The 20,845-nt window shown below is 70.4% G+C and carries 20 protein-coding genes and 1 tRNA gene; 6 read left to right on the top strand and 15 right to left on the bottom strand.

All coding sequences use genetic code 11. The features are described 5' to 3' along the window. Window positions 1-796: 796 nt before the first annotated feature. From CYL12_RS01685 to CYL12_RS01660, 6 genes are all read right to left on the bottom strand, one after another. Window positions 797-1,147 (bottom strand): hypothetical protein, encoded by a 351-nt coding sequence (locus CYL12_RS01685; protein WP_101844946.1) that lies wholly within the window; start codon window positions 1,145-1,147, stop codon window positions 797-799. 84 nt (window positions 1,148-1,231) lie between these two features. Further along, complete coding sequence (locus CYL12_RS01680; RefSeq protein WP_101844943.1) at window positions 1,232-2,695, bottom strand: purine-cytosine permease family protein; 1,464 nt, start codon at window positions 2,693-2,695, stop codon at window positions 1,232-1,234. Between the two features lie 69 nt (window positions 2,696-2,764). Continuing rightward, the gene (locus CYL12_RS01675; RefSeq protein WP_101844940.1) at window positions 2,765-4,408 is read right to left on the bottom strand and encodes an amidohydrolase; all 1,644 of its coding nucleotides are present in this window, start codon (window positions 4,406-4,408) and stop codon (window positions 2,765-2,767) included. Between the two features lie 19 nt (window positions 4,409-4,427). Beyond that, window positions 4,428-5,531 (bottom strand): C45 family autoproteolytic acyltransferase/hydolase, encoded by a 1,104-nt coding sequence (locus CYL12_RS01670; protein ID WP_199399170.1) that lies wholly within the window; start codon window positions 5,529-5,531, stop codon window positions 4,428-4,430. Continuing rightward, window positions 5,528-7,249, bottom strand: a complete 1,722-nt coding sequence (locus CYL12_RS01665) for an amidase (protein ID WP_101844938.1) — start codon at window positions 7,247-7,249, stop codon at window positions 5,528-5,530. The genes CYL12_RS01670 and CYL12_RS01665 overlap by 4 nt, the downstream gene beginning before the upstream one ends. Continuing rightward, complete coding sequence (locus tag CYL12_RS01660; protein ID WP_101844936.1) at window positions 7,246-8,289, bottom strand: agmatine deiminase family protein; 1,044 nt, start codon at window positions 8,287-8,289, stop codon at window positions 7,246-7,248. Before CYL12_RS01660 ends, CYL12_RS01665 begins: the two co-directional genes overlap by 4 nt. A gap of 72 nt (window positions 8,290-8,361) precedes the next feature. On the opposite strand from CYL12_RS01660, the gene CYL12_RS01655 reads away from it, so the two are divergent. Further along, window positions 8,362-9,000, top strand: coding sequence for a TetR/AcrR family transcriptional regulator (locus CYL12_RS01655; protein ID WP_101844934.1), 639 nt, complete (start codon window positions 8,362-8,364; stop codon window positions 8,998-9,000). Between the two features lie 159 nt (window positions 9,001-9,159). Here the strand turns inward: CYL12_RS01655 and CYL12_RS01650 are convergent. Further along, window positions 9,160-9,233: transfer RNA gene (locus CYL12_RS01650), tRNA-Pro, on the bottom strand. 108 nt (window positions 9,234-9,341) lie between these two features. Between CYL12_RS01650 and CYL12_RS01645 the strand changes: the two genes are divergently transcribed. The 5 genes from CYL12_RS01645 to CYL12_RS01625 all read left to right on the top strand — a co-directional run bounded on the left by CYL12_RS01645 (window position 9,342) and on the right by CYL12_RS01625 (window position 12,962). Beyond that, complete coding sequence (locus CYL12_RS01645) at window positions 9,342-9,950, top strand: GNAT family N-acetyltransferase (protein WP_101844932.1); 609 nt, start codon at window positions 9,342-9,344, stop codon at window positions 9,948-9,950. Beyond that, window positions 9,947-10,402, top strand: a complete 456-nt coding sequence (locus CYL12_RS01640) for a hypothetical protein (RefSeq protein WP_101844930.1) — start codon at window positions 9,947-9,949, stop codon at window positions 10,400-10,402. Before CYL12_RS01645 ends, CYL12_RS01640 begins: the two co-directional genes overlap by 4 nt. A gap of 62 nt (window positions 10,403-10,464) precedes the next feature. Continuing rightward, window positions 10,465-11,133: a lysoplasmalogenase family protein gene (locus CYL12_RS01635; protein ID WP_101844928.1), complete on the top strand. Its 669-nt coding sequence runs from the start codon at window positions 10,465-10,467 to the stop codon at window positions 11,131-11,133. Further along, the gene (locus tag CYL12_RS01630; protein ID WP_101844926.1) at window positions 11,133-11,507 is read left to right on the top strand and encodes an RNA-binding S4 domain-containing protein; all 375 of its coding nucleotides are present in this window, start codon (window positions 11,133-11,135) and stop codon (window positions 11,505-11,507) included. Before CYL12_RS01635 ends, CYL12_RS01630 begins: the two co-directional genes overlap by 1 nt. A 39-nt stretch (window positions 11,508-11,546) precedes the next feature. Next, window positions 11,547-12,962, top strand: coding sequence for an HNH endonuclease signature motif containing protein (locus tag CYL12_RS01625; protein WP_101844924.1), 1,416 nt, complete (start codon window positions 11,547-11,549; stop codon window positions 12,960-12,962). A gap of 282 nt (window positions 12,963-13,244) precedes the next feature. Here the strand turns inward: CYL12_RS01625 and CYL12_RS01620 are convergent, their stop codons facing one another. From CYL12_RS01620 to CYL12_RS01585, 8 genes are all read right to left on the bottom strand, one after another. Continuing rightward, window positions 13,245-14,192, bottom strand: coding sequence for an NUDIX domain-containing protein (locus CYL12_RS01620; RefSeq protein WP_101844922.1), 948 nt, complete (start codon window positions 14,190-14,192; stop codon window positions 13,245-13,247). Between the two features lie 62 nt (window positions 14,193-14,254). Next, the gene (gene der / locus CYL12_RS01615) at window positions 14,255-15,727 is read right to left on the bottom strand and encodes a ribosome biogenesis GTPase Der (RefSeq protein ID WP_233486870.1); all 1,473 of its coding nucleotides are present in this window, start codon (window positions 15,725-15,727) and stop codon (window positions 14,255-14,257) included. A gap of 40 nt (window positions 15,728-15,767) precedes the next feature. After that, window positions 15,768-16,466, bottom strand: a complete 699-nt coding sequence (cmk, locus tag CYL12_RS01610) for a (d)CMP kinase (RefSeq protein WP_101844918.1) — start codon at window positions 16,464-16,466, stop codon at window positions 15,768-15,770. Next, window positions 16,459-17,595: a prephenate dehydrogenase gene (locus CYL12_RS01605; RefSeq protein ID WP_101844915.1), complete on the bottom strand. Its 1,137-nt coding sequence runs from the start codon at window positions 17,593-17,595 to the stop codon at window positions 16,459-16,461. Before CYL12_RS01605 ends, cmk begins: the two co-directional genes overlap by 8 nt. Then, window positions 17,592-18,389: a pseudouridine synthase gene (locus CYL12_RS01600; RefSeq protein WP_060921099.1), complete on the bottom strand. Its 798-nt coding sequence runs from the start codon at window positions 18,387-18,389 to the stop codon at window positions 17,592-17,594. The genes CYL12_RS01605 and CYL12_RS01600 overlap by 4 nt, the downstream gene beginning before the upstream one ends. Next, window positions 18,386-19,009, bottom strand: a complete 624-nt coding sequence (scpB, locus tag CYL12_RS01595) for an SMC-Scp complex subunit ScpB (protein WP_233486807.1) — start codon at window positions 19,007-19,009, stop codon at window positions 18,386-18,388. The genes CYL12_RS01600 and scpB overlap by 4 nt, the downstream gene beginning before the upstream one ends. Continuing rightward, window positions 18,999-19,871 carry a segregation and condensation protein A gene (locus CYL12_RS01590; protein ID WP_101844913.1) on the bottom strand — a complete coding sequence of 291 codons (873 nt, stop codon included), beginning with the start codon at window positions 19,869-19,871 and terminating at the stop codon, window positions 18,999-19,001. The genes scpB and CYL12_RS01590 overlap by 11 nt, the downstream gene beginning before the upstream one ends. Beyond that, the gene (locus CYL12_RS01585) at window positions 19,855-20,688 is read right to left on the bottom strand and encodes a ParA family protein (protein ID WP_164498181.1); all 834 of its coding nucleotides are present in this window, start codon (window positions 20,686-20,688) and stop codon (window positions 19,855-19,857) included. Before CYL12_RS01585 ends, CYL12_RS01590 begins: the two co-directional genes overlap by 17 nt. Window positions 20,689-20,845 lie beyond the last annotated feature (157 nt).

Genomic DNA, 20,845 nt, shown 5'->3' with positions numbered 1-20,845 from the left:
CCGCTGCGCGACTGCAGGCTGAAGCGGGAGGCCGGGACGTCGACGTCGCGCAGCCGCACCTCCCCGGCGCCCGAACAGTGTGCTCAGCAGCCAGGCGCGACGTCGGAGCTCGAGCGGATGCTCGCCGTTCATGAGGAGGTCGTTGTGCATGTCCTCCTCGGGCAGGAGCGCGCTGAGGCTGCCGACGGCGTACTCCCGCGGCAGCACGACCATCGCCTGGCGCAGCATGCTCTGCCGCGGTTCGGCGTCCCAGTTCGTGACGAGCACGCAGTACAGATCGCCGCGGTCCCACATCTCCGCCTCCGGGATTCCGACCGAGACGAGGACCACGTCGAGGATGCCCTCCGGGTCCTGGTTCTCGCCGACGAGCGAGGGCTTGCGCACCATCGGCGCACCCCACGCTTCGCGCAGCGTCCGGCGCACGCCCTCCGTCCACTCCTCCGCGTAGGCGGCGAATCCGCCCTCGGGGACCACGAGGTCGGCGGGCGGGTTCGGCTGCAGGGATTCGTCGGCGTCCGGGTCGTAGCCGCCGAGCGGGAGCAGCCAGACGCCCTGCGACTCCTCGACCTCGACCCCCTCGAACGTGAACGCCTCGCGCGTCTCCCCGGCGAGCAGGTGCGCGACGAGCCGATCGAGGAACCCCGGGACCTCTTCCCTGCCGAACGGCGGTGTGTAGTACGGGAGGTCGTCCTCCGTCTCGTCGCTCGCGTCCGCGTCGTCCCTGCCGGTGTCGTCGACCATGCCCCACCCCGTCGTCATCGAAACAGCCTTGGGACGAGCATACGGACGAGCGGCATCAATCCTCGGAGTCGATGAGCTCGAGGAGCTTCCGCAGCTCGTCCCTGATCTCCGTGTGGTCGTACTGCCCGGCGCGGCTCTCCCCCGAGATCACTCCGGAGCGACGCACCTTCTGGAAGTCGCCGAAGGGAAAGCTGTACGCCTTCTTCGTCTCGGGGTTCTCGCTCTTGTCGATGCCCAGGTGCCAGTGGGCGAACTCCGTCCACCCGTGCTCGTCGATGAAGCGGTTCTCGTCTTCTGCGCTGGGCGCCGCCTCGGACCAGTCGTCACGTTCATCCCGCACGACCTTGCCGTCGCGGACGAGGGAGCGCGCGAGCTTCAGCGCCGGTCGATTCAGTTCGATAGCCATGGGGGAACGGTAGGACGCGGGACGGTGGCGCCGCACCCCCTTGACGCCCGAGCCCGAAGAGAGCAACCGTGGAGGCCGCCGGGCTCAGCCGCCGATCTGCCTGCGCACCGCCCGTCCTGCAAGGACGGCATACAGGCCCATCGAGACCAGGAGTCCGACCGGGACCGAGAGGTCGAGCCCGCCCAGCGCCGCGCCGAGCGGGCCGGTCCACACCGTCGTCGACAGGAACATTGCGGTGGCGAAGCCGCCGGCGACCACGGAGACGAGACCCGGGATGCCGAAGCCGCCGGTGTACCAGAACCTGCCGCCGGGCCGTTCGTCGAACAGGTCGGTCCCGGAGTAGCGGTTGCGGCGCAGGACGATGTCGGCGACGTAGACACCCATCGTGGGCACGGAGATGATCAGAAGGAACTGCAGCATCAGGTTGACGGCGCTGATCAGGTCGGATGCGACGACGAGCACGATCGTGAACGCGCAGCCGAGCGCACCGATGAGGATCGCGGAGGGGATGCGGCGGATCGGCACGCCGATCGACTGCAGGGCCATGCTCGCCGTGTAGGTCGTCATGCCGTTGAGCGAGATGCAGTTCACCAGGACGCCGAGCACGAACAGCGGGGCGAGCCAGGCCGGCAGCTTCTCGAGCAGGGAGTACTCGATGCCGTTCGCGAGGCTGTCCGGCCCGATGGAACCGCCCAGCACGACGCCGAACGCGGTGATGAGCACCGCGGGGAAGAGCTGTCCCAGCGCGGTCGCACCGATGATGCCGGACGCTTTGGTGTCGCGTGGCAGATAACGGGCCATGTCGGCGCTGTTGCTGAACGACAGCGGCGACGATGCCATCAGCGCGAACGCGATCGTGACGCTCACCCACAGCGGCAGCCCGCTGAGCGGCTCGGGCTGCGCGAACCCCCAATCCAGCGCCGGGGCGATGAAGCCGATGACGAGCGCGAAGATCACGAACAGCCCGATCGAGATCGCCAGGTAGGCCTTCAGAATGAGGGCGTGACCGTACACGGCGACGATCACGGTGATCGTCGAGACCACGACCGCCACCAGGATCGATGCCGCGATCGGATCGGGGAAGCCCCACCGCACGAGCAGTTCGCCGCCGATGAACGACGCCGCCACCCAGTTCAGCGCGAGGAAGACGCCCGAGATGAACCAGCCGTAGAACGCGATGACGATCTTGTTGCCGTGGATGCCGTAGATCGCTCGCTGGACCACGGAGCCGGAGGTGCCGGCTGCCGGTCCGGAGATGGCGACGATACCGGGCAGCAGAGCGAGCGCGCTCGATGCCAGGATCACGAGCAGCGCCTGCCAGATCTCCAGGCCGAGCACGAGCGTCATCGAGGCGCCGACCGTGATGTTCAGCACGCTGACGCCCGGAGCGCTCCAGACGAAGAACAGATCGCGCGCTCTCCCGTGCCGTTGGGCGTCGTCGATGAGTTCGATGCCCCGGGTCTCGGGGGTGCTCGCGGAGTCGACGAAATCGGACTCGGATCCGGGCGCGACGGCACCAGGAGCGGGGATGGCGGATGTGTCGGACATGACGGTCCTTCCAGGACGGGCACCCTCCCGCGTCAGTGCAGGGGGCGTTCGGGATTCAGGAGCGGGAGCTCATGGTCGCCGGTAGGCGACCTCGCCGTGTACGAGGGTGAGCAGCACGGCTCCGGTGAGCAGGTCGTCGGTCGGCGCGGACAGCGGGTCGATGTCCAGCACGGCGACGTTCGCGAAGAAGCCGGGCGCGATCCGGCCGTAGGCGTCGTCGATCCGGCCGACGTGGGCCGCGCCGGACGTCGCCGCAGCGAGTGCCTGCGCGGCGGTGAACGCACGCTCGGGGTGGTACGGCGGCAGTGCGCGGTCGATCGAGGATCGCCCGGTCATCGCGATGAACAGGTTGTGCAGAGCCTCGTGGGGTGCGGTGGGGGCGTCGGTACCCAGCGCGACGGGAACGTCGATGTCGCGGAACCAGTTCCACGGGAAGCCGTCCTCAGCGCGCTGATCGCCGAGCATCGCCATCCAGTTGTCCAGGATGGCGGGGTCGCAGTGCACCGGCTGCATGGAGGCCGCGATGCCGTGCGCGCGCATGCGCGCGACCGTCTCGGGCGCGACCGACTCCAGGTGCTCGATGCGCGGGCGGCGGCCGATGCCGGTGCCGTTCGCCCGGTCACAGGCCTCGACGAGGTCGACGGCCAGTGCGCTCGCCGCGTCTCCGATCGCGTGCATCGCGAGCTGCAGCCCGGCGCGGTCGGCGGCGATCGCGACCGGCGTCGCGGCCTCGCGGCTCCAGATCGGGTCGGCGTTCGAGCCGTCGGCATACGGACGCACCATCGCGGCGGTGCACGCGTCGATCACGCCGTCGAGGATGAACTTCACCCCGACGACCTTCAGCCACGGCGTGCCCGTGGCTGCGAGTTCGTCGCGCAGCTGCACCGCACGCTCGACCTGCGCGAGATCGGCGGCCGGGTCGCCGGTGGAGCTCAGCCACCAGTGTGCGGTGACCGGGAACGGCAGCCGACCGTCGCGGTCGAGCCGACGCCGCAGCGCCGCGATCGACTGCTCTGTCATCCCCATGTCGGCGGCACCGGTCACGCCGGCCGCCAGGTACGCACTGAAGGCGAGCTCGAGGTGGCCGTCGACCTCCTCCTCGGTCCGGATGCCGTCGAGATAGTCCGCCAGCAGATCCATGGCCGCGGTCTCGAGCAGGAACCCGGTCGCCTCTCCGTCCTCGTCCCGCACGACCTGGCCGCCGATCGGGTCGGCGGTATCGCGGTCGATGCCGGCCGCGCGCAGCGCGGCGGTGTTCACCCAGGTGCTGTGCAGGTCGTTCGCATCGAGGAAGACCGGGATGTCGTCGATCACCTCGTCGATCATCGCCGCGGTCGGCTGGGTGACGCCGTCAGGCAGAGCGTCGAACAACCAGCTGACACCCTCGATGATCGTCGCGTCCGGGTTCGCTGCCCGCGCCTCGAGCAGCCGCTGCTGGATCTGTGCCACGGAGGTGCAGTCACGCAGTTGCACCTTGCCCTGCGCGTGGCCGAACATCGCCAGGTGCGCGTGCGCCTCGATGACACCGGGCATCACGAACGCCCCGCCGAGGTCCACGACCGCGGCACCCTCACCGGCCGCGGAGTGCACCTGCGCCTCCGTGCCGACGGCGAGGATGCGTTCGCCGCGCACGGCGAACGCGGACTGCACCGGAGCATCCGCGAGCCCGTCGAAGACGACGGCGTTGCGATAGACGGTGACGGTGTCGGTCATGGTGGTCCCTTCGATCGGGTCAGAGCGCGAGCGCCAGATGCGGGCGGGTGGCGTTTTCCGCCGGAGTGCCGTCGAGCACGTCAGCGCGACGGCCGACGGGGTCGAGCACGACGGTGGCCAGGCTGGCCCACCGCTGCCCCATCGGAAGCGCGAGGTCGGGTACGCAGGTCACCGGAGGCTCGCCGTCGCCGGTCACGAGCATCGCGCGCAGCTGCTCGGCATCCGTCGGCGCGACGGCCGACAGCAGTCGGTCTCGCAGGAACTCCCAGCGCTGGCCGGAGTCAGGCTGGTACAGCCAGGTCTTCTCGTGCGCCGCTGGTGCTTCGGTGAGGAAGTGATTCGTGCGGAGCCAGGTGCCCTCGGTGATCGCGGGCGCGGAGAACACGCCTTCGGGGCTGATATCCAGCAGCACGGTGTCGCTCGCGGCGTCGAAGAGCGCGAACGAGCCGGAGCTCGTGACCGGCGCCTCGCGCACCAGTTCGACGGCGTGCGCGACACTGGAGGCCTCCTCGAGCACGAGAGCGGCGAGCACGTGCATCGGGATGCCCTCAGGCCGGTCGGACCGGTGCCCCAGGATGTTGAAGTGCAGCGCGACGCCGGCGCTGTTCACGCCGATCTTGCCGAGGATGCCGCATTCAGTGAGCCCGGCGTAGTCGTGGACACCGCCGCGCGAGATGATCGTGTGCCAGTACGGCGCGATCTCCATGTGCCAGTCCCACGTCTGCACGCCGAGGGTGTGCGCACGGCCGTCCGCATCGCGGATCGAGCGCACGATGGTCGAGCACTCTCCCGGCGGTACGGCGATGCTGCGCGACAGGATCTCCGTGCGGCCGTTCAATGCGGCGACGCGCCAGACCTCGGCGTCCGCACCGGCGGCGATGCCCTCGATCTGCGCGCGCAGCGCCGGACGGTGGGCATCGATCGCGTCGAGCAGCCGCTCGGCGTCGTCGCGCACGGTCTTCTCGTCGACGGCGCCGAGGCGGAAGAGCCGATCATACGCGTCGATCGTGCCGGGCAGAGTCTCACGCAGCTGCATGCCGCGCTCGACGCCGCGCTGGAGCGGATCCGAGGCGTCGGCCGTGATCTGCAGGCGCCGCTCCGGGCGCGGAAAGGGCGACGTCACGAGCGTCCCTCTCCGGGAAGAGCGGGAGTGCGCGGCGGCGCGGTGCGGCGCTCGCCGGTCGCCTCGAACGCGGCCGCGAGGCGCAGCAGGGCTGTGTCGTCCCAGCCGCGGCCCGCGATGGTCAGTCCCACCGGCATCCCGATATCTGCCATCGTGCCCATCGGCACCGTGACGGTCGGGATGCCGAGATGACGGATCGCGAGGTTTCCGTTCGCGACCCACACGCCGTTGCGCCAACCGGCGTCGGCGGATGCCGGGTTCACGTCCATGTCGGCGGGGCCGACGTCGGCGACGGCGGGGAAGATTACGGCGTCGAGGTCGAGCGCGTCCATCCACTCCTCGAGGTCGACGCGGCGGGTCTCCTCGAGCCCGCGCACACCCTCCTCGAGATGCGGGATGTCGGTGAATGACGCGTACGGGCGCTCGCGGACGAGGGCCGGATACCCGGCGATCTCGTCATCGAAGCCGGCGTAGCGATCCGGGAGGGCACCTCTCGGATGCGGGAAGATGCGCGCGCCGTCGACGAGTTCGAGTCGATCGAGCGCGGGGTCGCCGTTCGCGCGCAGGAAGTCGTCCCACGCCCAGGCCGAGAGATCCTCGATCTCGGAGCGCAGGAACCGCTCGGACACCAGTCCCCTGCTGTTCACGGTCGGCGCCCCGGCGCGGTCGCCCTCGTAGTTGGTGACGACCGGGAAGTCGACGTCGACCACGTGGGCGCCGGCCTCTTCGAGGTCTCGGCATGCCTGCTCCCAGAGGTCGATGACGGACGCCCGGGTCACGATACGCTGCCCGGTCGCGCCTCCGATGGTGGTGCCGGTGCCGGCATCCGGGTCGGCATTGACGTACATGCGCGGCACGCCGAAGCGGCGGCCGGCGAGAGCGGAACGAGGGTCGGCCGCGGCGAGGTCTCGGTACGACGACGGACGCACCTCGGATGCGGCAGGAATACGCACCCAGGGCTGGGCGCGCCAGAAGTCGCCGCGGACGTCGGTGTCGTCGGCGACGATCACGTCGAGCACCTCGAAGAGATCGGCCATCGTGCGGGTATGCGGCACCACGACGTCCATGGTGGGCACCAGCGGCCAGTTGCCGCGCACCGAGATGACGCCGCGGCTGGGCGTGTATGCGCACAGGGCGTTGTTCGACGCCGGTGCCCGACCGCTCGACCAGGTCTCCTCGCCGAGTCCGAAGGCAGCGAAGCTCGCGGCGGTCGCGGTGCCCGATCCGTTGGAGGAGCCGGATCCGAACGCGCTGGTCAGCCAGTCGGCGCTGTACGGGCTCTCCGCCCGTCCGTACACACCGCGTTGCATCCCGCCGTTCGCCATCGGCGGCATGTTGGTCAGGCCGAGGCAGATCGCCCCGCCGGCCCTGAGCCGTTCGATCGTGAACGCGTCCCGCTGAGCGACCAGATCCGCGAACGCCGGGGATCCGCATGCCGCGGTGAGCCCGGCGACGAGGTAGCTGTCCTTGGCCGTGTACGGGATGCCGTCCAGCGGGCCGAGCGACTGCCCGTCCGCCCTGCGGGCATCGGACGCCGCGGCTTCCGCGAGCGCGTCGGGGTTGCGGACGACGACCGCGTTGAGCGCGGTATCGGTGCCAGGAGCGTCGTACGCGTCGATACGGGTGAGATAGGCCTGCACTAGCGCGACGCTGGTAGCTGCACCGGTCTCCAGCGCTTGCCGCAGGTCCGCAATGGATGCTTCGACCACGTCGATCATGCGGGCGCCCCGCTCGTGGCCGGCTGCTGCTGGGTGATGCAGTGGATGCCGCCGCCGCGCGCGAAGATCGGGCGTGCGTCGACGGTCACGATCTGTCGCCCGGGGTACGCGGCTCCGAGGATGTCCCGCGCGCGGGCATCGGCGACGTCCTCGCCGAACCCGCAGGCGATCACCGCGTCGTTCACCACGAGGTGGTTGATGTAGCTCCAGTCCACGTACCCCTCGTCGTCGCGGAGGGTTGCGGGGGCCGGGACGTCGATGATCTCGAGCGGGCGGCCCGCGGCATCCGTCTGGTCCTGCAGGAACGCCTTCAGCTCCCGCGTGACGACGTGGTCGGGGTGTCCGGCATCGTCCTGGCGGTGCAGCAGCACCCGGCCCGGAGCGGCGAACGCGGCGACGATGTCGACGTGCCCGTTGGTGCCGAACTCGTCGTAGTCGCGCGTGAGGCCGCGGGGCAGCCAGATGGCTGTGGTCGTGCCGATCGTGCGTGCGAGTTCAGCCTCGACGCGGGCCCTGTCGGCGTAGGGATTGCGGTTCGGGTCGAGCTGCACGGTCTCGGTGAGCAGCACTGTGCCCTCACCGTCGACGTGGATACCGCCGCCCTCATTCACGAGCACCGAACTGATGTGCTCGGCTCCGACGTGTGCGGCGACGATGCGTGCGATGCCGGCCGACACCTGCCACTCGGCCCATGCGGGCGCACCCCAGCCGTTGAAGATCCAGTCGACCGCGCCGAGGACGCCTGGCCGCTCGTCGTCGAGGACGAAGGTGGGGCCGAAGTCGCGCATCCAGAACTCGTCCAGCGGCGACTCGAGGATCTCGACGGCCGAGCCGAGCATGTCCCGCGCGCGCGCCATCTCGGTCGGGTCCACGACCATCGTGACTGGTTCGAACTCGGCGATGGCCAGCGCGACGTCGGTCCACGCGCGGTACGCCGTGTCGCGCCAGGCAGCACCATCGCCGAGGGTGACACCCGCGCGCGGGAACGCCATCCAGGTGCGTTCGTGCCGTTCACCCTCGTGCGGCATCCGCCAGCCCATGTCATCTCCTTCGCCGACATTCGCTTGTTGGTCACATGACCAATACAGGAATGTTCCTACACTGGATTCACCATGTCAACACCCGATACGCGTCCTCGGACCAGGAAGACGCCGGAGCAGCGCGCCGGCGAGATCAATGACGCCGCGATCGCGATCGCCAGGGAGAAGGGGCTGTCCGCGCTGACGCTGCGGGCTGTCGCCAGCAGGGCAGGGGTGGCGCCGGGACTCGTCTCGCACTACGCAACGAGCATGGACGAGTTGGTGGCGCGCACCTTCCGCGAGCTGACGGCATCCGAACTGGACGACGTCCGCACCCAGGCCGAGACCGAGAGCGAGCCGGCGGCTCGGGTGGCGCGGATGATCTCCACGGTTCTCAGCAGCGGTCACGACGACATCACGCTCGTGTGGGTGGACGCCTGGTCCCTCGGCCGCGGCAGCGCAGCGCTGTCGGTCGCCATCGACGAGCAGATGAGCGCCTGGCAGTCGTTCATCGCGCAGCTCATCGAGGAGGGCCGGAGCTCCGGCGTGTTCCGCACCGACGACACGGATGCCGTGGCCTGGCAGATCCTCGCCATGATCGACGGCATCGCAGCACATGCGCTGACCCGCCGCACCGACGCCGCGCTGTTCGCCGCTCGGTTGGCACAGGCCTGCGAGACGCTGGTCGGCGCGTCCCAGGGGACGATCGCGGAGCTCCTTCCCACGCGCTGACGGTCGCGGAGGGTCGCGGTCTCCACTCCGCATCGAGGGTCGCGGTCTCGCTATCTCGACCCCGGGCGCGATGGCCCTCCTCCACGGGCTGGGCTCCCGCTCGTCTTCCGGACATGCAGAAGGGCCGGAACCTCTTGCGAGATTCCGGCCCCGAAACGGTCGGGCTGACAGGATTTGAACCTGCGACCCCTTGACCCCCAGTCAAGTGCGCTACCAAGCTGCGCCACAGCCCGTTGTTCTGCACTCTCGCGCAGGCAACTCCCCTATCTTAGCCGCACCGGAGGCCCTCTCGCGAACCGAGGCGTTGCGGGGTGTCGGAAGCTGCTTGTACCGTCGCCTGCATGTCGACGATCACGACCGCGCTGGCGACGACCGCCCGCTGGGATGACGTGCAGCACGCACTCACCGGCGGCGGCGATGGGGCGAGCTGCCAGTGCATCTGGCCGGTGCTGCCGAACAAGGACTGGAATCAGACCACCACGCCTCAGCGCACCGATATGTTCCGCGCCGAGATCGACGAGGGCCCCCCTCCCGGGCTGGTCGCGTACGTCGACGGCGAGGCCGCGGGCTGGATCCGCATCGGACCGCGCACCCGGCAAGCCCGGATCCCCCGCACCCGCATGATCGCCGCGTCGAGCACCGAGCCGTTCGACGACGAGTCCGTGTGGGCGGTCACCTGCTTCGTCGTCCGCAGGGAGCACCGGGGCACCGGGCTCAACGCCGAACTGCTCGACGCCGCGATCGCCTTCGCGCAGGAGTTGGGCGCCCGCCTCATCGAGGGGTATCCCGTCGACACCCGCGGCGAGAAGCAGCGCGCGAACGATCTGTACCACGGCACACTCGGGACGTTCCTCCGCGCAGGTTTCACGGAGAAGGCGGTGATGAAGCCGGGGCGTGTGCTCGTCGCCCTGGACATCGCACCGAACGGGACCGATAGCGTGAAGGGATGAGCGACGCGAACTCCTCCCTCGACGATCCCGACCTCGGACCGCTCCACCGGGCGACCTCCGAGCTCGACGACGGCTCCGTCCTCACCCACGATTGGTTCGTCGGCAGCGTCGAGGTCGACGGCCGCACCTACGAGCTGATGGTCGAGGGCGCGTCGCCGGAGGATGTCGCTCCACTGCTCCCCCGGCTGCGCACGGTCGTCGCCGCCCTCCCGGACCTCCGCCGCGTCGCCTCGGACGCCGTGGTCACGACGTTCAGCACCGGCGATCCGGACCCCACCGAGCTCGACGAGGCAGCGGCCGACCTGGACCTCGAAACCATCGAGGCTTCCGGCGACGGCACCGTCGTCCTCCACTTCACGGACTCCTGCGGTGAACACTTCCCGGAGGGCTACTGGCCCGCCGTGCACCTCGATGCCGAGGGTGCTGTGGCCACGGTCACCGTCGAGTCCTGAGTCGGGCCGGTCCGATCGACCGCCTTCGAGACGACATGCCCCTCCGGTCATACGATGGAGGGATGCAGCGCCGCACCCTCCCTCCCGCGATCGTGTGGGCGCTCGTCCCCTACGCCGTGGTCTCCGCCTTGCACGTCGTGCTTCTCGCACTGGACCACGATCTCGCGGCTCCGACGAAGCTGCTGCTCATGCCGCTGCTCGCGGTACCGGTCCTCGTGGCGGCGCGGCGAATCCACCCACCCGTGACGGTGGCTCTGCTCCTCGTCGCCCTGCTCTTCTCCTGGCTGGGTGACGGCGCGGGCGCGCTGTTCCCCGCGGCACCCGAGCTTCCGCTCATGCTGGGCTTCTTCGGTCTCGCGCACATCGCCTACATCGTCCTCTTCGCCCGCCACCTGGCGCGCCGGCGGCCGCCGTGGTGGACAGCGATCTATGCCGTCTGGTGGCTCGGGATGATCCTCGTCCTCGGCCCGCACACCGGCCCGCTTCTCATCGGCGTCGCCCTGTATGGGCTGCTCCTCGCGGGCACCGCGGCGTTCGCCGCACGATGCCATCCGCTCGTTGCGACGGGCGGGGCGTTCTTCCTGGCGAGTGACACGATCCTCGCTTTCCGACTCTTCCTGCCCGACGCGCTCCCGGCTTGGAGCAGCCCCGCCGTGATGCTCACGTACACGCTCGGCCAGGGGCTGATCGTCGCCGGCGCCCTCGTGTCCCTGCAGCGGAAGGAACCCTGATGGTCAACAGTGCGCGGGTGGACAGCTGGCTCTGGGCGGTGCGCGTCTACAAGACCCGGTCGGCGGCGACCACCGCATGCCGCGCGGGGCATGTGCGCGTCAACGGCGCCAAGGCGAAGGCTGCACAGGCGGTTCGCGCGGGCGACGAGCTCCGCATACGCATCGCGGGCTTCGACCGGATCCTGATCGTGCGCCAGATCCTCGTCAAGCGCGTCGGCGCGCCGCTCGCCGCCCTCGCCTACGAAGACCGGACGCCGGAACGGGAGCCGCAGGCAGCCCTCGGCGTCCGCGACCGCGGCGCCGGACGGCCGACTAAGCGGGAGCGTCGGGACATCGATCGCCTGCGTGGACGGGGCGATATACAACAGGGCTGAACCCTTCCTTGATTCGAACATATGTTCTAAAATGGAGGCATGACGAACCCGCCGACCGATCCCCTCCGCCTGGAGGAGCGGCGGCGCGTGCGAGACGCCTGGGCTGAGACCCGTCGACGCATCGCAGCGCTGGAGGCAGAGGCTGCGGAGCTGCTGGTGGCGCAGATCGCTTTCCATGACGAAGACGTGGTCGCGGCCCCGCACCACCGCGATGCCATCCACCGCTCGATGGTCGCCGAGTTCGCCCCGGCGGCGCGCCTTTCCACCGGGACCATGGAGTTCGCTTTCGCCGACGCTCTCGCCCTGAGCACGGCACTCCCCCGCGTGCGAGAGACCTTCCACGCGGGTGCTCTGAGCTCCGCGCATGTGCGGGAGATCGCGCGGGCGAGCGCGATCGTGGACGAGGCCATCCGCAACCGCGTCGTCGCGCCGGAGACGATGGCGCTGTTCGAGACGGCGGTGCTCGTCGTCGCCGAAGCAGAGACCGCGGCGCGTACGCGGGTGCATGCCCGCTGCGTCGCCTCCGCCCTCGTCGGCGAGACGATCACGGAGCGACACCGCCGCGCCGCGGACGAGCGCTGCGTCACGGTGCGATCGGTCGACGACGGCCTCGCGGTCCTGACGGCGGTCCTCCCGGAGTGGGCGGCGGTGGCGATCGCCGATCGGCTGAGCCAGCTCACCCGCACGGTGATCCAGGCCCGCGATGCGGGCGGAGCGACGCCTCCCCTGACTCCGACGCACGACGATCTGCTGACTGCTCAGAACACCGCGACGGATCAGTCGTGCGGCGCTCCTCGGTCGGACGCCACGATCTCCAGCGTCGATGGCGGCACCTTCGCCCTCGACCCCGAGGCGGAATCGGCCCCCTCAGACACCCGCACCTGGAGCCAGGTGCAGGCCGACCTGCTGACCGATCTGCTCCTGACCGCCGATCCGAGCGCCGTCGAGGGCGAGGGCCTCGCCGGCGTACGCGGGCGCCTGCAGGTGACCGTGGCGGCGACGACCCTCGCCGGCCTCGACAACCGTCCCGCCGAACTGGACGGGCACGGCGCTCTACACCCGGATATCGCCCGCGCTCTGGCCGGACGCGACGGCGGCTGGACGCGCTTGTTCCTCGATCCGCACGGCCAGGTCGTCGAGACGGACGCGTACAGCCCGACCGAGAGCATGCGTCGACTGCTCCGAGCCCGCGATCAGCACTGCCGGTTCCCCGGATGCCGACAGCCGGTACACCGCTGCGACATCGACCACACCTGGGATCACGCGAAAGGCGGCCCGACTCGGGTCGACAACCTCGCGCACCTCTGCCGCGGACACCACGTGCTGAAACACCCCGATATCCCGGAGCCTCAGCGCTGGACGGTACGGCAGCGACCCGGTGGGGTTCTCGAGTGGCGAAGTCCCCTCGGCGCGGTCCACACCGATCACGCCCCACGTCGGGTCGCCTTCGTCTGAAGCGCGCCGCCATCGCGACGACGCGTCCTTCGAGCACGGTGGCGCAGGCCACGTCGATCCGCGCCAGGACAGGCCAGGCCACGCCGTGCCGCGCCACGTTAGACCACGTCGATCCGCGCCGCGTCAGACCACGTCGTGCCGCGCCACCTCAAGCCACGTCGATCCGCGCCACCTCAGACCACGTCGATTCACGCGACCTCAGACCATGCCACGCCACGCCACGCCACGCCACGCCGGTGTACGAGTACCTGGATCCGCGGAGCGAGGCGCCCGCGTCTCGCTCTAGGCGTCGAGAAGACGAAGAAGCCAGCCGCTCGAGCGCACCTGTGCCCCGGCGGCCTCGACGCGGGACTGCAGTTCGCGGTCGCTGGTCACGGCGAGAACCGGCGACGCGCTCGCGACCCGACGTTCGACCTCGGCCACGATCGCGTCATCGCCGGCGCCTTCCGCGCGCACGACGTGCAGAGCCGAGCTCGCGACGCCGGCTTCCGCGGCTGCAACGTCAGCGGGCGATCCCTCGGCAGAAACCTCCGCGATGTCTCGCGCACGACCTTCCACGACGAGCGAGACCGCCGGGAACCAGGCGTCCCCCGCGAGTCCGAGACCGTCCGCGGGCACGGAGAGCCCGGTCAGACGGTCGCGCAGTCGTGCCGCGGCTCCGGCACGATCCTTCCACCACCCGTCCGGGACCGAGCCCACGACGTTGGCGGCGTCCACCACGACCACCGGGTGCGCCGACAGCTGAGCCCGCAGCATCGGCCACGCCGCGCCGAAGCCGGGGTGCAGGGGCAGCCCCTCCACGTCCTCGACGGGCACCCACGACAGCGCGACGCTCTCGGGGTCGCTGATCACGGGGTCGAACGGCGTCCGCACATCGGCGACGACGGTGGTGTACGACCAGATGCCGAGGTCGAGCACACTCGTGAAGCGCGGACGCACCGCGCCATCCGGTACTCCCGCCTCCTCCTGCGCCTCCCGCACAGCACCGACGATGGCCGCCTCGCCCTCGTGCAACGCTCCACCGGGCAGGCCCCAGGTGCCTCCGAAGTGGCTCCACGCCACGCGATGCTGCAGCAGGATTCCGCGCTCCGCATCGACGGCGAGGAGACCGGCGGCACCGAAGCGCCCCCAGTACCGCTCGCCCGTGTCCGCGACCACCCAGGCATCGCCCGGATCGCGTGGCCCCTCGGGGCGACGCGGTTCACCGGCGGCGGGAGGTACGACAGTCACCCCCTCAGCTTTTCACAGCATCGGGGCTCCGGCGCCACCGCCGCGACATGCGCGGCAACGAGTCAGCGCTGACGCTTCTCGCGCACCCGCATGTTGATGACGATCGGCGTGCCCTCGAACGAGTAGAGCTCGCGCAGGCGGCGCTGGATGAACCGGCGGTAGCCCGGGTCGAGGAAACCGGTCGTGAACAGCACGAACGTCGGCGGACGCGTCGATGCCTGTGTCCCGAAGAGGATGCGCGGCTGCTTGCCCCCACGCACCGGGTGCGGGTGCTCGGCGACGAGCTCGGCGAGGAACGCGTTGAACTTGCCCGTCGGGATGCGGCGGTCCCAGTTCTCCAGCGCCGTCTCGAGCGCCGGGACGAGCTTGTCGAGGTGACGACCGGTCTTCGCCGAGATGTTCACGCGCGGGGCCCAGGCGACGTGCGCCAGGTCCTGCTCGATCTCGCGCTCGAGGTAGCGACGGCGGTCGGCGTTCTCCAGGTCGTCATCGTTGAGACGGTCCCACTTGTTGAACGCCAGGACGAGCGCGCGGCCCGACTCGAGCACGAGGTCGATGATCCGCACGTCCTGCTCGCTGATCGACTCGGAGACGTCGAGCACCACGACGGCCACTTCGGCCTTCTCCAGCGCGGCCGACGTGCGCAGCGAGGCATAGAAGTCCGCGCCCTGCGCCATGTGCACGCGGCGACGGATACCGGCCGTGTCGACGAGGCGCCACATCTTGCCGCCGAGTTCGACGACCTCATCCACGGGGTCGCGGGTGGTGCCGGCGAGATCGTTGACGACGACGCGCTCCTCCCCCGCGGCCTTGTTCAGCAGCGAGGACTTGCCGACGTTCGGACGACCCAGGATCGCGACACGGCGCGGGCCGCCGATCTCCTGCTTCGCAACGGCGGAGACCTCCGGCAGCTTCTTCAGCACGTCGTCGAGCAGGTCCGCGACACCGCGACCGTGGATCGCGGAGACGGGGTGCGGCTCCCCCAGACCCAGGTTCCACAGGGCGGCCGCTTCCGGCTCCTGACGCGCGTCGTCGATCTTGTTGGCGACGAGGAAGACCGGCTTGCCGCTCTTGCGCAGCAGCTTCACGACGTGCTCGTCGGTCGAGGTGGCGCCCACCATGGCGTCCACGACGAACAGCACGACATCGGAGAGGTCGATCGCGACCTCGGCCTGGGCCGCGACCGAACGGTCGATGCCCCGGGCGTCGGGCTCCCAGCCGCCGGTGTCGACGAGCGTGAAGCGACGGTCGTTCCACTCGGCCTTGTACGTGACGCGGTCGCGGGTGACGCCGGGGGTGTCCTCCACGACGGCCTCACGACGACCGAGGATGCGGTTCACGAGCGCCGACTTGCCGACGTTCGGCCGCCCGACGATCGCCACCACGGGCAGCGCGGGGCTGTACTGGATGCCGTCCTCGCCGAGCGTGATACCCGCGAGGAGCTCCGCGTCCTCGTCGTCCAGCTCGTAGTCGGCGAGGCCGGCGCGCAGGGTCTCCGCGCGCTGCTCGGCCAGCTGCTCGTCGAGCTGGTCCATCTTCTCGGCGAGCTGGTCGGGACCGCCTTCGTATTCGTCGTCAGTCACGGTGTGCTCCTCGGAGTCGTTCGATCACCGAGAGGACGGCGTCGATGGTCTGGGGGAAATCGAGTGCGGTCGAGTCGACGACCTCCACGCCTTCCGCGGCGTTGAGGAAGTCGACGACCGCGCTGTCGGAGGCGTCGCGCTTGTGCAGAGCGTCCGCGACGGCGGCGGCGTTCTCGCCGGCGAGCTCGCCGGCACGGCGAGCGGCACGCACCTCCGGTGCGGCGGTCAGCAGGATGCGGACGGGCGCATCGGGTGCCACGACGGTCGTGATGTCGCGGCCTTCGACCACCACGGCCGGGTACGGCGCCTCGGCGACCAGCGCTCGGAAGAGCTCGTTGACCTGGGTGCGCACTTCCGGCACGCGGGCCACGCCGCTCACGGCACCGGACACACGCGGTTCGCGGATCGCGTCCGTCACGTCGACGTCGCCGACGCGCACCGTGCGGTCGTCCGGGTCGAGCCCGAGGCGGACGGGGAAGTCGGCGGCCGCGGCGCGCACGGCCTCGGCGTCGTCGGTGTCTGCACCGCGATCGAGCACATGCCAGGCGAGAGCCCGGTAGGCCGACCCGGTGTCGAGGTAGCCGAAGCCCTCGCGACGCGCGATCGCCTTGGACACGCTCGACTTCCCGGACCCGGCGGGCCCGTCGATCGCGATGAACTTCGTGGCGGAGATGGTGGGGGTGTCAGTCATTGGTGTTCCCTGCGATGCGCCAGCCGCGTTCCTGGAGCCCGGTGATCGCGCCGTGCAGCGCCGCGGGGTCGACACTGATCTCGGCGAGGCCGAACTGCGCGCCGGGAGAGTGCTCCAGCCGCAGGTCCTCGACGTTGACGCCCAGCTCGCCGAGTTCGCCGAACAGGCGGCCCAGCTGACCGGCGGTGTCGTCGACCATGACGACCAGTGTCTCGAAGCGTCGGTTCTGTCCGTGTTTGCCGGGCAGGCGCTCGACGCCGTCGTTGCCCTGGCGGATGGTCTCCGCGAGCACTCGCCGGGCGCCAGGAGCGCCGGGAGCGCGCAGCGCATCGGCGACCTCGCTCAGGTCGGTCGCGAGCGCGTCGAGGATCTCGACCACGGGGCCGGCGTTGGCGCCGAGGATCTGCACCCACAGCTCCGGAGCGGACGCGGCGATGCGCGTCGTGTCCCGCACGCCCTGCCCGGCCAGGCGGAGCGCGCCCTCCTCGGCCCCGGCCAGACGACCGGCGAGGAGACTCGCGACGACCTGCGGCACGTGGGAGGTGAGGGCGACGGAGCGGTCGTGCTCCTCCGGGGTCATCTCCAGCGGCATCGCGCCGACGTCGAGCGCCAGTGCCTCGACCAGCGCGAGGTCCTGCGCGGTGGTGTCCTCATCACGGCACACGACCCACGGCCGTCCGATGAACAGGTCGGCCCTCGCGGAGATCGCCCCGCCGCGCTCCCGACCGGCGAGCGGATGCGATCCGATGTAGCGGGCGAGGTTCACGCCGCGTTCACGGAGCGTGCGGAACGGCTCCAGCTTCACGCTCGCGACATCCGTCACGACGGCGTCAGGGTAGCGCTCGAGCTCTGCCTGGATCACGTCGGCGGTCACGTCCGGCGGCACGGCAACGACGACGAGCACCGGGGCGTCGTCATCCTGCGGAAGGCGTCCGGCGCCGTAGTCGACGGCGAGGCGCAGCTGCGCGGGGGATGCGTCGGTCAGGACGACGTCGATGCCCTTCGCACGGAGGGCGTGCCCGACGCTGGCGCCGAGCAGCCCGGCGCCGACGATGCGCACGGTGCCGGACAGGCGCGGCGCCACGGCACCGGCCTTCCGCGCCGCGGGCGCACTCGTCGTCTGGGTCATTCGCTCTCCTGCTCGCCTGGCGCCTCGGCGACACCGGATTCCCGGCGCGCGAGGGTCAACAGCGCGCCGAGCTCGATTTTACTCAGTTCTCGCGTCCGGCCCGCCGGGAGGGTTCCCAGGTGCAGCGGGCCGAACTGCCGCCGCACGAGTTCCGTGACCGGATGCCCGACCGCGGCCATCATGCGGCGCACGATCCGGTTGCGACCGGAGTGCAGCGTGAGCTCCACGAGGCTCGAGCCGCGGGACGTGTCCAGCAGGCGAGCCTTGTCGGCGGCGATGGGGCCGTCCTCCAGTTCGATGCCCTTCGTGAGCTTCGAGATCGTCTGCGCCGTCACCGCCCCCTCGACCTTCGCGATGTAGACCTTGGTGACACCGAAGGAGGGATGCGCGAGGACGTGCGCGAGCTCGCCGTCGTTGGTGAGCAGCAGCAGGCCGCTGGTCTCGGCGTCCAGGCGCCCGACGTTGTAGAGCCGCTCCTCGTAGTCCTTCGTGAAGCGTCGGAGATCGGGGCGCCCGCTTTCGTCGCGCATGCTGCTGACCACGCCCGTGGGCTTGTTCAGCATCACGTAGCGCTTGGACACGTCGAGCTGCACCGCGGTGCCGTCGACGTCGACGAGGTCGCGCTCCGGGTCGATGCGACGACCGAGCTCAGTCACCACCTGGCCGTTCACGCGGATGCGTCCCTCGACGATGTACTGCTCGACGACCCGACGGGATGCGACACCGGCGGCCGCCAGCACCTTCTGCAGTCGCACGCCTTCGGGAGCGGCGGAATCGTGGGCGTCAGTGGTCATCGGACCGTCCCTTCGTCGAAGCCGTCGGCGCCGTCATCGAGGAGCGGCGAGATCGGCGGAAGCTCATCCAGAGAGTTGATGCCGAGATGCTGGAGGAGCGCATCGGTCGTGCCGTAGTTGATCGCCCCGGTCTCGGAGTCGGCGAACAGCTCGGTGATCAGGCCGCGCGCGAGCAGGGTGCGGACCACGGAGTCGACGTTGACCGCGCGGATCGAGGCCACCTGGCTCCGGGTGACGGGCTGCTTGTACGCGATCACCGCGAGCGTCTCCAGCGCCGCTTGCGAGAGCCGGGCCGGAGCCTGGCCCCCGACGAACTCCGCCACGACCGGATCGAGGTCCTCGCGCACGTAGAGCCGCCATCCGCCGCCGACCTCCCGCAGCTCGAAGCCGCGCCGCGGACCCGCGCCCCGGCCGTCGTAGTCCTCGACCAGCGCCTCGACCGTCTGCCGGACGGCGGGCACCGGGGCGCCGACCGCCGCGGCGAGGGCCACCAGGCCGATCGGCTCGTCGACGATGAAGAGGATCGCCTCCACGCGCTCGCTGAGCGGCAGCTCGGCCCCTGTCACGGCGTCGGGCCCCTCGCGGAGCCCGGTTTCCGTCTCGGTCACGTCATCGGTCATAGTCGGCCCCCAGGGTCGCGAGTGTCTCGTCCGACCAGGAGTCGGCGGCCCAGCGGAGCGTGAGCTCCCCGAGCGGTTCCAGTTGTTCGAAGGAGAGCGCGGCGTGCCGGTACAGCTCCAGCACCGAGATGAAACGGGCCACGACGATGCCGGGCTCGGTGACGCCGGCGACGAGCTCACGGAAGCTCAGCGATTCGGTGCCGCGCAGCAGGGTGACGACGATCGCGGCCTGTTCGCGGATGCTGACCAGGGGCGCGTGGAGGTGGTCGAGCCCGACGTGCGGGATCTCCTTCGGCGCGAAGGCCAGGAGCGCCAGCGCCGCGAAGTCGTCGGTCGTGAGCGACCAGACGAGCTCGGGTGTCTGCTTCCGGTGCTTCTCCTCCAGCGGCACCGCGCGCACATGCCGACGGTCCTCCCGCTGCAGGCACCGCGCGAACCACGCGGAGACCTCCTTGAACGCCCGGTACTGCAAGAGACGGGCGAAGAGCAGATCGCGCGCTTCGAGGAGGGCGACGGCCTCGGCGTCGACGAGCTCGCCCTGCGGCAGCAGACCCGCCACCTTCATGTCGAGCAGAGTCGCCGCGACGACGAGGAACTCCGACGCCTGGTCCAGCTCCTCCTCGTCCTCGAGGTCGGCGAGGTAGGCGATGAACTCGTTGGTGACGGCGCTCAACGACACCTCGGTGATGTCCATCTCGTGCTTCGAGATGAGGTTCAGCAGGAGGTCGAAGGGGCCGTCGAAGTTCGACAGCGAGACCCGGAACCCGGCAGCGTCCTCGGCGGGGGAAGGCTCCGCAGCATCGGCGGCGTCGGCGAGGACCGGGACCTCAGCGGTTCCGAGCTCGTCAGGCGACGGCGCCACGGGCGACCAGCTCCCTGGCCAGCCGCAGGTATGCCTGTGCGGCCGCGTGCTCCGGAGCGAACTCGGTGATCGGGACCCCCGAGACCGACGCGTCCGGGAACTTCACGGTGCGGCCGATCACGGTCTCCAGCACGTCGTCGCCGAACGCCTCCACGACGCGCTCGAGCACCTCGCGCGAGTGCAGCGTGCGCGGGTCGTACATCGTCGCCAGCAGGCCGTCCATCTCGATGGAGGGGTTCAGCCGGTCGCGGACCTTGTCGATGGTCTCGATGAGGAGCGCGACGCCGCGGAGCGCGAAGAACTCGCACTCGAGCGGGATGATGACGCCGTGCGCCGCCGTCAGCGCGTTCACGGTCAGCAGACCGAGCGACGGCTGGCAGTCGATGAGGATGACGTCGTACTCCCCCGCCACCTGGCGCAGCACGCGGGCGAGGATCGTCTCGCGGGCGACCTCGTTGACGAGGTGCACCTCCGCGGCGGAGAGGTCGATGTTCGCGGGAAGGACGTCGAGACCCGGCACGTTCGAGTGCACGATCGCGTCATGCGCGTCGCGCTTCGTGTCGAGCAGGAGGTCGTAGACCGTCGGTACGTCGTGCGTCTGGATGCCGAGACCCGCGGACAGCGCGCCCTGCGGGTCGAAGTCCACGGCGAGCACCTTGCGGCCGTACTCCGCGAGCGCGGCAGCGAGGTTGATGGAGGTGGTCGTCTTGCCGACGCCGCCCTTCTGGTTGCAGAGCGCGATGATGCGGGCCGGGCCGTGCGACTTCAGAGGCGCGGGGATCGGGAAGCCCTGGTACGGACGGCCGGTGGGTCCCATGGGGGTGTCGTCGGCCTTCTGCGCCTTCGCCCTGGACTTCGCCACTTTCTCAGCCACCCGTTCTCCCGCTTCGTCGTGCTTGCTCGATTGTAGCCGCCATGCGTTCCCCGGCAGTCCCGGCGCGCGGCGGGTGGTCCCGGTACCGGCCGCGGAGTGC

The sequence above is a fragment of the Zhihengliuella sp. ISTPL4 genome (genome assembly GCF_002848265.1).
Classification (GTDB): Bacteria; Actinomycetota; Actinomycetes; order Actinomycetales; family Microbacteriaceae; genus Microbacterium.
The sequence above is the reverse complement of the archived record's forward strand: the minus strand, read 5'-3'. Positions and strand labels throughout refer to the sequence as shown.

Bases quoted from the DNA above. Each gene is read 5' to 3' on its own strand.
- CYL12_RS01685 (WP_101844946.1), bottom strand. From the start codon at position 1,147: ATGGCTATCGAACTGAATCGACCGGCGCTGAAGCTCGCGCGCTCCCTC.
- CYL12_RS01680 (WP_101844943.1), bottom strand. From the start codon at position 2,695: ATGTCCGACACATCCGCCATCCCCGCTCCTGGTGCCGTCGCGCCCGGA.
- CYL12_RS01675 (WP_101844940.1), bottom strand. From the start codon at position 4,408: ATGACCGACACCGTCACCGTCTATCGCAACGCCGTCGTCTTCGACGGG.
- CYL12_RS01665 (WP_101844938.1), bottom strand. From the start codon at position 7,249: ATGATCGACGTGGTCGAAGCATCCATTGCGGACCTGCGGCAAGCGCTG.
- CYL12_RS01660 (WP_101844936.1), bottom strand. From the start codon at position 8,289: ATGGGCTGGCGGATGCCGCACGAGGGTGAACGGCACGAACGCACCTGG.
- CYL12_RS01655 (WP_101844934.1), top strand. From the start codon at position 8,362: ATGTCAACACCCGATACGCGTCCTCGGACCAGGAAGACGCCGGAGCAG.
- CYL12_RS01645 (WP_101844932.1), top strand. From the start codon at position 9,342: ATGTCGACGATCACGACCGCGCTGGCGACGACCGCCCGCTGGGATGAC.
- CYL12_RS01640 (WP_101844930.1), top strand. From the start codon at position 9,947: ATGAGCGACGCGAACTCCTCCCTCGACGATCCCGACCTCGGACCGCTC.
- CYL12_RS01635 (WP_101844928.1), top strand. From the start codon at position 10,465: ATGCAGCGCCGCACCCTCCCTCCCGCGATCGTGTGGGCGCTCGTCCCC.
- CYL12_RS01630 (WP_101844926.1), top strand. From the start codon at position 11,133: ATGGTCAACAGTGCGCGGGTGGACAGCTGGCTCTGGGCGGTGCGCGTC.
- CYL12_RS01625 (WP_101844924.1), top strand. From the start codon at position 11,547: ATGACGAACCCGCCGACCGATCCCCTCCGCCTGGAGGAGCGGCGGCGC.
- der (WP_233486870.1), bottom strand. From the start codon at position 15,727: ATGGACCAGCTCGACGAGCAGCTGGCCGAGCAGCGCGCGGAGACCCTG.
- cmk (WP_101844918.1), bottom strand. From the start codon at position 16,466: ATGACTGACACCCCCACCATCTCCGCCACGAAGTTCATCGCGATCGAC.
- CYL12_RS01605 (WP_101844915.1), bottom strand. From the start codon at position 17,595: ATGACCCAGACGACGAGTGCGCCCGCGGCGCGGAAGGCCGGTGCCGTG.
- CYL12_RS01600 (WP_060921099.1), bottom strand. From the start codon at position 18,389: ATGACCACTGACGCCCACGATTCCGCCGCTCCCGAAGGCGTGCGACTG.
- scpB (WP_233486807.1), bottom strand. From the start codon at position 19,009: ATGACCGATGACGTGACCGAGACGGAAACCGGGCTCCGCGAGGGGCCC.
- CYL12_RS01585 (WP_164498181.1), bottom strand. From the start codon at position 20,688: ATGGGACCCACCGGCCGTCCGTACCAGGGCTTCCCGATCCCCGCGCCT.